Genomic DNA, 11,814 nt, shown 5'->3' on the forward strand with positions numbered 1-11,814 from the left:
ATCCTCAAGCGGCTTTCGCCGGTGAGCGCTCGGCGACCCGCTGGAGCGGGTACCGCTCCATCAGTCGCGCGAGCACATCCGCGCCGTCGGCCCCCGTCGGCACGAACAGCCGCAGTTTCCACGAGACGATCTCCGATATCAAGCCGAGCGTTTTCAGACGCTGCAGCGCGAGGTCGTTGAAGCCGGTCAATTCGATCCGGTGGACGCCCATCGCCCGGACGCGCGTCAGGACCTGTCCTTCGGCGAGGTGCAGTGAAGCTTCACCCGCCAGCAGCATAGGCCAGGCCTTCTCGGCAGACAGGGCCGGCAGCCCGAGATCGAGAGTCGCCGCGACCCAGGCTGGCGAGACCCGCCGGCCGACGACGCGTTCGCCGTCATCGGTCTGAAGGCGATAGACCCGCGACGACTGGTTGGGCAGGCGCTTCCAGATCGGGAGAAGCAGACCGGCAACGATATGCATGGTGCTCGTCTCGAACTCGGATATAGTCGCGAGCTCGGCGATCCATGCGGCGGCGAAGGCTGCCGGGCCGGCCTTCTCCCAATGGGTTTCCGTCATGGCATCGCACGGCAGGGTCGGCGCTTCCATCGGACGTACGAGGCGGACCCGCCGCTCGAGGCTGCCGTCGTCCAGCAGCAGGCTGCGCGACGGAACCTGCACTGCCGCACGTCCGGACTTCGCATTCACGAGCAAGACGGCCTCCAGATCGCTGCCGCGGTGGAGCGCCTGTTCGAGCTGGAGCGGCTGATTCCGGTCGCGGCGCTCGATCGTGAGCAGGGTCGTTTCCGCAGCCGTACCCAGATGGGTGTAGATTACCCGGCGATCGGAGATGACGAAGCTGTCCGCCATCAGTGTTTCGAGGCCGATCTCATAGACGCCGCTCGCGATCGCACCTTCGATACGGGCGGCGAGGAGCCCCTCGAACGCCGTGAACAGGATATCCTGCAGGGCAATGGTCAGTGCCAGCATGCGATTGAGGAACATGGTGATCGGCGGAAGCTCGTCCTTCATCCCACCGGTATCCACAAGCGAAAGACCGGTCGCCTGCTCGAAGTGGAGAAGCGAGCAGCCCTCGATCTTCCCCGCCACGAGCAGACTATAGAGCTGGCGCAAGGCGTCGCGCGCGTAATGTGATTCCAGATTGTCCTCGGGCCGGAACATGTTCTGCCCGCCGGTCTGGCGCTGACCGCGCGTGATCGCGCCCATCGTGTCGAGACGCCGGGCAATCGTCGAGATGAACCGCTTTTGCGCCTTCACATTGGTGGACACCGGCCTGAACCGTGGCGGCTGCGCCTGGTTGGTACGGTTGGTGCGCCCGAACCCTTGGATCGCGCTGTCCGCCTTCCAGCCGGATTCGAGAAGATAGTGGACGCGAAGGCGCTGGTTCACAGCGCCCAGATCGGCATGATAGGAGCGCCCAGTCCCGCCGGCGTCGGAGAAAATCAGGACGCGCTTTGTGTCGTCCATGAACGCCTGTGTCTCGCCGATGTTGGCGGAACCTGGTCGGTTCTCGACGGCGAAGCGCAGCGTGCAGTCGTCGTCGCGCCTGACCACGATCCGGCGGGTTCGGCCGGTCACTTCGGCAACGATGTCCGTTCCGAAGCGGTGCAGAATCTGGTCCAGCGCGCCTGGAACGGCCGGCAAAGCGGCCAGATGCTCGATCATCCGCTGCCGGCGCTCGACCGCGTCCCGGCATTCGACCGGCTGGCCGTCGATATAGACTGGCCGGGAGGAAAGATTGCCCTCACCGTCGCTGAACGGCTCGTAGAGCTGAACCGGGAAGCTGTGCGCAAGATAGTCGAGCACATATTCGCGCGGGGTGATGTCGACCTGGACGTCATTCCATTCGTCCGTCGGGATCTCGGCAAGGCGCCGCTCCATCAGCGCCTCGCCGGTCGAGACGATCTGGACCACGGCGGCATGGCCATCGGCAAGATCGCGCTCGACGCTCGCGACCAGGCTCGGCGTCTGCATCGCGGTGATCAGATGGTTGAAGAAGCGCTGCTTGGCGCTCTCGAATGCGGAGCGAGCCGCCGATTTGGCCTGAGCGTTCAACGTGCCGCTGTCACCGGTGACGTTCGCCGCTTCGAGTGCGGCGCCCAGATTGTTGTGGATGACCTGAAAGGCGCCGGCATACGCATCGTAGATGCGGACCTGCTCCGGCGTCAGCTCATGCTCGAGCAGCTCATATTCGACGCCGTCGAACGACAGCGAGCGGGCGACATACAGGCCGAGGGCCTTCAGGTCGCGCGCCAGCACTTCCATCGCCGCGACGCCGCCATCCTCGATCGCGGCCACGAACTCCTGACGCGTCGCGAACGGGAAGTCCTCGCCGCCCCAGAGACCCAGGCGCTGCGCGTATGCGAGATTCTTTACCGTGGTCGCGCCGGTCGCTGAGACATACACGATACGTGCGTCCGGCAAGGCATGTTGAAGCCGAAGTCCGGCACGGCCCTGCTGCGACGGTGCCTGGTCGCCGCGCTCCCCGGTGCCCCCGGCGGCATTGGCCATCGCATGCGCCTCGTCGAAGACGATCACGCCGTCGAAATCCGCGCCCAGCCAATCGACGATCTGCTGCAGCCGGCTGGCCTTCTCGCCGCGATCCTGCGAGCGAAGCGTCGCATAGGTCGTGAACAGCACGCCTTCGTCCAGGCGGATCGGCGTACCCTGGCGGAAGCGCGACAGCGGCGTCACCAGCAGCCGCTCCTGACCAAGCGCCGACCAGTCGCGTTGTGCGTCTTCAAGCAGCTTGTCGGACTTGCTGATCCACAGCGCACGGCGGCGGCCCTTCGCCCAATTGTCGAGGATGATGCCGGCGACCTGCCGGCCCTTGCCCGCTCCGGTGCCGTCGCCAAGGAACCAGCCGCGCCGGAAGCGGGCCGCGTTCGCGGCATTCTCGGGTGCCGCCGAGATGATGTTCCAGGTCGGATCGACCGACCATGCGCCCGACAGGAAGCCGCCATGGGCCTCGCCTGCATAGATGACGGACTCAAGCTGGGCATCGGACAGGATGCCATCGGTGACGAGACTCGCGGGGAGGTGGGGTCGATAGGAGGCTTTGGGCGGCGCGACCGATGCCATCGCGGCCGACTGGACGAGCGGCGTCGGATGCGGCTTTGCATCCGCGATGCGCAGCGACTGGAGCGCATAGGGTTCGTAGATGGCATCGGTGAGCCGGCCTGATTCGGCCGGCGTCCAGTCGACGACATCGTAAGCCAGCTCGATCATCTCGGGCGCGGGGAGCGGCGCCTGCGCGGGCATGGCGTTAATCCTCCGCGGCGTGAGAACGCGGGCGGCGGAGAGGCCAGACAGCGCGATGGGAAGCGCATTGCCTACGGGAGCCGGCGTCGGATCGCGCGGCGGCACAAGGTCGCGCACCCAGTTCAGCAAGGTCACCACATCCGATGCGATGCCAGGCGACGCGGGGAAGGCGGCGGGATCAGCGGCCGGTGCACGCTCGATGACGGTCAGCCGGGTATCGATCGTCGTGCCGTGCTTAGCGTAGATCCGGCCATCGATCGCTGCCGAGAAGATGACCCGCCCGCGTTCCTGTAGCGCTGTGAAGGCGTCAGCCCAGGCCGATGCATAGGGCGAGCAGCCAGCACCCGTGATCGCGACGAGGCGGCCGCCGGGCGCGAGCCGGGCAAGCGCGGAGCCAATATGCCTGAACGCTGCATCCTTCATTGCCCTGTCGACATGTGCCACCGCGGAGAAGGGCGGGTTCATCAGGATCACGTCGGGGGTGATCGCGGGATCCAGATAGTCATGGATATGGGCGGCGTCGTAGCTGGTGACCACGGCACCCTCGAACAGGCGGGCGAGCAGTTCGGCGCGGGCCTCGCCGAGTTCGTTTAGCGCGAGCCGGCCACCCATGGCTTCGGCATGGATCGCGAGCAGGCCCGTTCCCGCCGAGGGTTCGAGCACGAGCTCGCCGGGCCGGATCGACGCGGCGGACGCCGCGACAAAAGCCAGGCCGGCCGGCGTGCTGAATTGCTGAAGCGCCTGGCTCGTCTCGGAGCGACGTGTGTGCGTCGGCAGGAGCACGGCCACCTTCTCGATCATCGCGAGGGTCGCGGCCGGCGATCCGGATTTGCGGAAAAGCGCCTTTGCGTATTTGCGGAAGAACAGGATTTGCGCGGCCTCGCAAGCGTCATAGGCCGCCTTCCAGTCCCACGCGCCATCGGCATCGGAACCGCCAAAGGCGGTCTCCATCGCGGCGCGCAGTACGGGCGCCCGTATCACGCTGCCAAGCTCGAGATCGGGGAGGATGATTCGGGCCGCGGTCATCAGCGCGTCGGCGGCGCTGAGCGGGGCATTGTCGAAAATATGCTGTGCGGACATCGCGTATCTCCTGAAACGCGAAAGCCCGGCGCGATGGCCGGGCTTTCGAAAAAGTCTTGAAGGGGAATGGCGGAGCGACCGGGGGCCGCTCGCCGGAGAGCCACGCTATTCCGCCGCGATGGCGAAGCCGCCGGACTCGTCGTCGCCAGCGCCGGGCGATTCCGCCTCGTCCCCACCATCGAGGAAGGCGGGAAGCGCTTCAACGATCGGGTCCGAGACAGTCAGCAGATCGACCGTCGTCCCCTCACCCGTCGCGATGGCGGGCGTGCGGAGCGGCTCGGGCAGCCAGCCCGAACCTTCGAGCAGGCGTTCGGCCTCTCGGGCCATGTCGCCCTTCTTCAGATGGTCGATCAGGCCGGCAGTATGGTCGCCCTTTGCTTCGGAAACGGCCATCAGGATGCGCGGCTTGGTGACGCGGCCGAGATAATTATCGACCATCGGCGTCCAGCCGGCCGTGACCATGTCCAGCCCGACCGCGCGCGCCAGCACGTGACTGTGATCGAGACGCCGCGCGATGCCGTGCGCCGAAACGCGCCCGTCATAGCGGCTGACGGGCTCCCACAGGGCGTTGACCCCGTACGCCGCGCAATGCGCAAACAGGGCCGCCTGTTCATCGCCGTCAAGACGCGCAAGGGCATCCCACAGTTCGCGGTCCGATGCCGGCAGGCGTTCCTCCCAGTGCGCGTGACGGGCGGCGATGGACTTGGCCGGCAGGCTGTCCTTCATGCCCGGTGGCTGGTTGGGAAAGCTGGTCTGGTGGAGCGATAGTCCGAGGCAGGTTTCGGTGCGGCCATAATAGAAGACGGACAGCACGAGCGAATGCAGCACGGCCGCAAAGGCGATTGACGGACTCTGCGCAAAGGCATCCTGCAGCGCGATCGTGCGGTGCGCGGTCAGTTCGGACATCAGGCGGTCGGGCAGGGGCTTGATGCCCTCTTCCTCCTCGTCATCGCCCTCTTGGCCGCCATCGCCACTATTGTCCGATGCCGACTCCAATGTCTCCTCGCCCTGCTGCCGCGGACCGATGAAATCCGCCTCGATCGCGGTCTCATCCGCCCCGACGACAGGTTCGTCTTCCGGCCGCACCCACCCGCGCTCGACACAGAGCGTGCCGTCCATCTCCAGGCTGACGAAGGCACCGGCGAGCGTCATCTCGGCGAGGTCGAACACCGGCGGACGCTCGAGCAATCCCGCAAGTTCCTCGTCGAGCGCAGTGATGCGCTTTTCCACGACGTCGGGGAGATCGCGGACATTTTCATATTCCGCTTCGATCGCGTCGGCCTCATCCTTGAGTGCCTCGGCCCGGGCATTCTCGTCCTCGGTCAACGCAGCCGGCAGGCTGTCGAGCTCGCGAAGTCCGTCGAGATGTCCGTAGGGAAAATCGACTGCGACCGCGATCCACTTCCACCCCTCCGCGCGGATACGCTCGGCCTCGGCGTTGAGCTTCTCGACGACTAGGCGATCGAGCAGGGCCGCGTCCTGAAGCCAGCCGCCATTGTCCGCCTCGAACAGGTCGCGCAACACGCAGCCGCCCGCCTCGACATAGGCGTCGATGCCGATGAACCGCGCCCGGCGATCGGATGCCCGCACCGTATCTTCGGTCAGCCGCTGCCGGATGAACGCGGGCGACTTGTTGTGGCTGTGGGCGAGCAGCTCCCAGAGCACTTCCTGCCGGGCATGGTCGTCGCTCACCGAGAAGGCCATCAGCTGATCGAGCGACATGCCGTCATCGGCATAGATCTCGTGGAGCGCGGGCGAGACCGAGGCCAGCTTCAAGCGCTGCCGGACCACGGCCGGCGTGGTCATGAAGGTCGCCGCGACCGCCTCGACCTGGTCGCCCTTCGCGACAAGCTGCTGCATTGCCCGGAACTGGTCGAGCGGGTGAAGCGCCTCGCGGTGGGTGTTCTCGGCGAGCGAATCCTCTTCGGCCGAGACCTCGGCATCGTCGCGCACGATGCACGGCACCGGCTGGGTCTTCGCCATCCGCTTCGCTTTGACGAGTGATTGCAGCGCCCGGAACCGGCGGCCGCCGGCCGGAACCTCGAACAGGCCGGTATCCACACCTTCGGCATCGCGCTGCGGCCGGACGGTGAGGCTCTGGAGCAGGCCGCGGCGGGCGATGTCGGTGGCAAGGGCGTCGATCGAGACGCCGGCCTTCACACGCCGGACATTGGCCTGGCTCAGCACCAGCAGATTGAAGGGAATGTCGCGCGAACCGCTCAGGACGATCTTGCGAGCTTGGGTCATGGTCGTTCTCCATGACGGGCGGTCGGGAGACTCCCTCTCGACCCTCAACCCGTCACGACGGGAGGCGCAGCCCTCTCCCTCTGAAGAGGGGAGGGCCGCGCCCGGTCGATGCGGAGCCGAGACGGCAGTCAGGTCTCCACGCTGAGTTTCACCGCACGCTGGCCAGCAGCCTTGCGGCCTTCCCTTCGAGTTCAAGGCGCGCGTCCTGATGGGGCCTGGAGCGCGCAAGCGCCGTCAGGCCCTGAACAAAGTCGAAGATGGACTCGGGCGGTCGACCGTCTTCGGCGAGGACCGTTGCGATGACCTTCTCGGTGTCGGCGCGCGAATAGCCGTGCCGACGCAGGAAGGTCGTACGGTCCTCGTCCTTGCGGGCGACGATCCGTTCGCGCGCCGCTTTGATGCCGGCCATGAATGGCGCAGGCGACGACGTCGCGAAGCGCTCCAGGGCGGGTGCCGCTTCGTGTGCGAACCGGTTCGCGGCGAACTTGCTGTGGCGGATGCTGATCTCCTCGAACCCTTCCGCACCCCAGATGTTGCGGTTCATGCAGACGGCGCGAAGATAGAAGGACGCCATGCCAAGGGTCTTCGAACCGACCTCGCTGTTCCAGCAGTAGAAGCCCCGGAAATAGAGGTCGGGATCGCCATTGGGCAGCCGGCCCGCTTCGATCGGGTGGGCGTCATCGACCAGGAAGAGGAAGACGTCGCGGTCGCTCGCATAGAGCGTGGTCGTATCTCTGGTGACCTCGACGAACGGGTTATGAGTCATGGTCGACCAGTCGAGCAGGCCTGGCACCTTCCAGCGCGTATCGCCGATGCCGTCGCCGGCGATCTTCATGACCGCGGCAACTAGCTCATGGTCCCAGATGCGGCCATAATCGGGTCCGGTCACGGCACGCAGCTCGACCCGACCGTCATCCGCCTCGAGCGTCTTGATCAGCTCGCCCCGGTGAGCGTTCAGTCCGTGCTGCATGTTGATGCCGGCCAGCGGTGCGGGCAGCTGCCGGAGATAGCCTGCCGGCGCGCCGACCAGGCCGCACAGCTGCCCGAATGACCAATGGGTCGGTGCGACCGGCTGATTGCGGCCCGGAACCATCAAGGCAAGCCGCTCCGGATCGTCGCGGCGCGCTTCGACGCGTATCTCCCGGGTTTCGACGGTGCGCGCGGTTGCCCGATCGGCGCGAGAGCGCACGGCATCGTACAGCGCGGTCAACGACAGATAGCGCTCGTCGTCGGGCCGCGAGAACCACTCGGACGAAACGCGCCCGATGCGCTAGCCGCGCGAGATATCGACCTTGTAGCCGGCCGCGGGAACCGGCCCGGAACCTCTGGCGCGGGAATCGGCGATGGAAGGGGTGATCATGTGAGGTCTCCAGGATGGGCCGCCAGGAGACTCTCTCCAGGCCTCGAACCCGTCACGGAGCCGAAGGCCCATCTCTCCCTCTCGCACCGCCATTTGCGCCGCCGCACCGCCGCTTTGCGCGCGGCCTCTTCCCGCTCGGCCGCGGCCTCTTCCGCCTCGAGCCGATCGAAAGCCGCCGCCTGGGCGTCGCGCCGGGCGAACAGGTAGCCGGCGGCGGCATCGGCAGACCGGACTGCGTGTTCGAAGATTTCGTTGTCGGAGCGGAGCAATTCGATCCACGTGTCGAGACAGGCGGGATGACGCAGCGACGGCTCGATGCCGAGCGACGCGCACACGAGTGCGGCGCCGATCTCGGCGATCAGATCCTCCATGCCATGAGCGTTCGAGCCGAAGCCGCGCGGGAGCTTGCGATCGAGGCGGGAGGAGTGCCCGACGGCGTGAAGCAATTCGTGGATCCAATCGCGAAGAAACTCAGTCGGATCGCTAATCCGCCAATCCGACAGGGCGATCATGTCTTCGGAGAGACTGTAGAATGTCCGGATTGCACCCAGGCGGAAGTTGATACCGGTTGCGGCGAACAGCTCGTGGAATTCGGCATCGACGTCGCGCGGTGCGGTCGGGTTGGTCGCAGCCACCAGGCGCGCCGGAAGGCTGGGGTCATAATGACAGAGCTTGATGCCACTGCCATCCTCATTGCAGCTTCCATGGCCTGGTGTGACGACCAAGCGCCAAGGCGTTGCCCAGGGAACCTGGCCCCGCTCCATCAGCGCTAGCACCTGGTCGTTGATGCGGTCGAAAGGGTCGTCCGGGCCGGTCACGGGCCGATAGGCGAGAGCGTGAGCCATCGCGGTTCTCCGCGACGGGTGAGGCTCGGGCCACTCCCGATCCCTTCAACCCGTCACGGCCGGCTCGGCCCCACTCTCACTCTTCGCGGGGGCGTTGCGAGGAATCACTCCGGAGTGGGTCTGGCGAGATCCATTAGCCCGCCAGCAGGGGAACGCCTTCCCCTCACGATCCTGTGGTGTTCACAGGGTCAAATCGTGGAGCACCGCGTAGATGCCCGGCCAATCAAAGAGGGGAATTGCGCAGCTAACCCTAAAATCGCGCAAGCCAGGGGTCAAAATCAGACGCCTGGTACTGGCGCGTCAGAAGTACGAACGACCCGGCCTGATGGTTTGCTGTCCGTCTGCTTCCAAGCGTCTACGAATTGGCCGCTAGGTCAGGATCAGTTTTGCCGCTGCCACGAGCAGGACTGCGCCCAGGGCTTGTATCAGCCGGTGTGTCGGCAGGACCGAGACGCCCAGCGCTGTCCCGGCCACTGCGCCGATCGCGACCGAGCCCATAAAGTACGGAAGCTGCGCGGGCAGATGCCCGACGCTTGACAAGTTGCCAGCCAGACCAGCGATCGAGTTGAGCAGGATGAACACCGCGGCGATCCCGCTCGCCTTTCGTGTTTCCGCCCAGCCCATCATGATCATCAGCGGGCTGAGGAAGATGCCGCCACCCGTGCCGGTGAGGCCCGACAGCAGGCCAATGCCGGCACCGCTCGCGAGGGCGGCAGGCGCCGGGGGCATTATGATCTCCTCCTGCCGCATCATGGGGCGTGGCCAGAGGAGCCGAAGCCCGGCAAGCAGCAGGACCGCCCCCACGAGCGGCCGGTAGGCAACCCCCGGCAAGCTGATGCTGCCGCCGAGGAAGGCGAAGGGCAGTGCCCCGATCGAGAACGGCACGAGACGGCGCAGGTCGAATTGGCCGGCCCTGATGAAGCGCCACGATGTGAACGATGCGACCATGATGTTCAGGACCAGCGCGGCCGGTTTGATCGTCTCCGGCGCCAGGCCGAACAGCGCCATGATGGCGATGTAAGCCGACGCTCCAGCGTGACCTACTGATGTGTAGAGCAACGCCCCGAGGCCGAGCAGGACGCAGATCGCGATTAGGGTTGCCGTGTCCATGGATCAGCCAGCCAGTGCGAGGGGGACGGCACCCAGGGTCGCAACAGTGAGCGACGCAATGGCCGCACCAAGGATGATCCACAGCGTGTCGATCCTCGTGCGGAAGAGCAGCGCGAGGCTGACCACCGCGATCGTGATCGTAACCGGGTCGGTGAGACCGTCCCGAGCGAGCGGAATGGCCGCCGCGAGGAGCAGGCCGGCGCTTGCGATCACGACCGCCTGGAGGATGGAGCGGACGCGCGGATTCTCCATCCGGCGACCAACGAAGTGGACAAGTGGTATGATCAGCCCAGCCGGCGTGATCATCGCGAGCCAACCCATCACCGCGCCGGGGAGGCCGGCGACGAAATAGCCAACGCTGACCACATAGAGTCCGACCGGCCCGGGCGAGCTGCGGGTGATGACGACTGCCTCGTTGAGCTGCTTGTCCGTCAGGACGTGATAATGGGCAACGAGCGAATCCTGGACGACCGGAAGCGAGGCCAGACCGGCAAAGGATGTTATCGTCGCCTTCAGCAGCGTCAGGTAGAGCAGAAGCAGGTTCATGATCGGGCGACCGGCAGGACCGCGCCGGTGACGGCCGCGAGCAGAAGCACCTCGATCGCGGGCACCCCGGCGACCGTGTAGAGCAGGAAGGCCGCCGCGCCGATTGACACCACGCGAAGCCTGGCGCCCGGCTTGAAATGCGGGTGCGCAATCGTCCAGCTTGTCCTGGCGGTGATGGCGACAGCCGCAGCGACAGCTCCGTGAATGGCCGCCTGCACCCACAGGTTCCGTTCGGCCTGGGCAAAGGCGGCGGTGAGCACCACGATGACCAATGTGCAGGGCACAGACGCCGCGAGCAGCGCCACGGCCGCGCCGGCCCAGCCCCGGAGCAGCCACCCGACCGCGGTGCAGAACGCCAGTACATTGGTACCGGGCGTCAGGCGTGCCAGGCCAAAGCACAAGGTGAACGCGTCCACGCCGATCCACCGCCGCTTCTCCAGCAGTTCGCGGTGGAGCACCGCAACCGTCGCGCTGCCACCGCCCAGCGTGAAGTTGCCGTAGCGCCCGAAGACGTCGGCAATTGCCGGCAAGCCAGGCCGCTCTGCGTCTTGATCCCCCACGTGCTTGTATCAACCCGTCAGCAATGTGTCCGTCAGCCGCATGGACGTACCGCGGCTATCGGGCAACTGCTCGAAGATGGGGGAAGGCAGGAATTGAGTGATTCTCGCCATCGTACCGATGGGAACCAAGCACCTGATTTCGACCACTAGATCCCGGCACGCAACACCTCAGTCTGAGCCATTGGGAGGACCAAGGTTCGGACGCAGTTCTCCGCACCTCCACCCGTCCGAAATATGTATGCATGCTTCGGACATAACGGGACGCTCTCGATCTGAAATCCCGCCTTCTGACCAGGACCAAGGGCGGCCCGCGCTTGTCCGGCCGCCCAGCATCTTCTCGACCTTGCGACGCGCGAAGCCATCGACAAGGCGCTCCGGCGACTCGCGCCCCAACCGCCGCGCGTCACCCCGCAGTAGGGGTCTGGCGAGATTCTTCGGCTCGCCGGCAGGGGAACCCATTCCCCTCATGATCTTGTGGTGTCCACCGGTCCAAATCCGTGGACGCCGCGTGGACGCCCGGTAAAAAGCAGGAGTGGCCGCTTGCGCGGCCACCTCTTAACCTATTGATTTCTTTAGAAAAACTGGAGCGGGCGAAGGGATTCGAACCCTCGACCCCAACCTTGGCAAGGTTGTGCTCTACCCCTGAGCTACGCCCGCTCTGGCGTTTACGGCCCAATCAGTCGTTGACTGGGCGGGTAAGGTGGCGGGCTCTAACAGCGACTTTCATACTCGGCAACCCCTTATCGCGATTGCGTGCAGATCGTTTGATAAAAGGGTTGGCTTCGTACGCTGAGCGCCCACATAAGG

Annotated in this window: 7 protein-coding genes and 1 tRNA gene; all 8 read right to left on the reverse strand. The window is 65.8% G+C overall.

What is annotated here, in order from left to right; all coding sequences use genetic code 11:
- Positions 1-4: 4 nt before the first annotated feature.
- On the reverse strand, positions 5-4,339 hold the full coding sequence (locus ACP7C5_RS16640; protein WP_426265098.1) for a strawberry notch-like NTP hydrolase domain-containing protein: 4,335 nt from the start codon (positions 4,337-4,339) through the stop codon (positions 5-7).
- A 105-nt stretch (positions 4,340-4,444) separates the two neighbouring features.
- Positions 4,445-6,586 carry a ParB/RepB/Spo0J family partition protein gene (locus ACP7C5_RS16645; RefSeq protein WP_426265214.1) on the reverse strand — a complete coding sequence of 714 codons (2,142 nt, stop codon included), beginning with the start codon at positions 6,584-6,586 and terminating at the stop codon, positions 4,445-4,447.
- 148 nt (positions 6,587-6,734) lie between these two features.
- Positions 6,735-7,853, reverse strand: coding sequence for a DUF932 domain-containing protein (locus tag ACP7C5_RS16650; RefSeq protein ID WP_426265215.1), 1,119 nt, complete (start codon positions 7,851-7,853; stop codon positions 6,735-6,737).
- 89 nt (positions 7,854-7,942) lie between these two features.
- On the reverse strand, positions 7,943-8,791 hold the full coding sequence (locus ACP7C5_RS16655; protein WP_426265099.1) for a zincin-like metallopeptidase domain-containing protein: 849 nt from the start codon (positions 8,789-8,791) through the stop codon (positions 7,943-7,945).
- Positions 8,792-9,160: 369 nt separating this feature from the next.
- Positions 9,161-9,901, reverse strand: a complete 741-nt coding sequence (locus ACP7C5_RS16660) for a sulfite exporter TauE/SafE family protein (protein WP_426265100.1) — start codon at positions 9,899-9,901, stop codon at positions 9,161-9,163.
- 3 nt (positions 9,902-9,904) lie between these two features.
- A complete protein-coding gene (locus tag ACP7C5_RS16665; protein WP_426265101.1) occupies positions 9,905-10,447 on the reverse strand; it encodes a chromate transporter in 543 nt (180 codons plus the stop codon).
- Positions 10,444-10,977, reverse strand: a complete 534-nt coding sequence (locus ACP7C5_RS16670) for a chromate transporter (protein ID WP_426265102.1) — start codon at positions 10,975-10,977, stop codon at positions 10,444-10,446. The genes ACP7C5_RS16665 and ACP7C5_RS16670 overlap by 4 nt, the downstream gene beginning before the upstream one ends.
- A 612-nt stretch (positions 10,978-11,589) precedes the next feature.
- Positions 11,590-11,664, reverse strand: a tRNA-Gly gene (locus tag ACP7C5_RS16675).
- Between the last annotated feature and the right edge of the window lie 150 nt (positions 11,665-11,814).

The sequence above is a fragment of the Sphingomonas sp. PWP1-2 genome, from assembly GCF_049898305.1.
GTDB lineage: Bacteria > Pseudomonadota > Alphaproteobacteria > Sphingomonadales > Sphingomonadaceae > Sphingomonas > Sphingomonas glacialis.

What these genes read in the sequence shown, in the direction of transcription:
- ACP7C5_RS16640 (WP_426265098.1), bottom strand. Translation starts at nt 4,339, where the DNA reads ATGTCCGCACAGCATATTTTCGACAATGCCCCGCTCAGCGCCGCCGAC.
- ACP7C5_RS16645 (WP_426265214.1), bottom strand. Translation starts at nt 6,586, where the DNA reads ATGACCCAAGCTCGCAAGATCGTCCTGAGCGGTTCGCGCGACATTCCC.
- ACP7C5_RS16655 (WP_426265099.1), bottom strand. Translation starts at nt 8,791, where the DNA reads ATGGCTCACGCTCTCGCCTATCGGCCCGTGACCGGCCCGGACGACCCT.
- ACP7C5_RS16660 (WP_426265100.1), bottom strand. Translation starts at nt 9,901, where the DNA reads ATGGACACGGCAACCCTAATCGCGATCTGCGTCCTGCTCGGCCTCGGG.
- ACP7C5_RS16665 (WP_426265101.1), bottom strand. Translation starts at nt 10,447, where the DNA reads ATGAACCTGCTTCTGCTCTACCTGACGCTGCTGAAGGCGACGATAACA.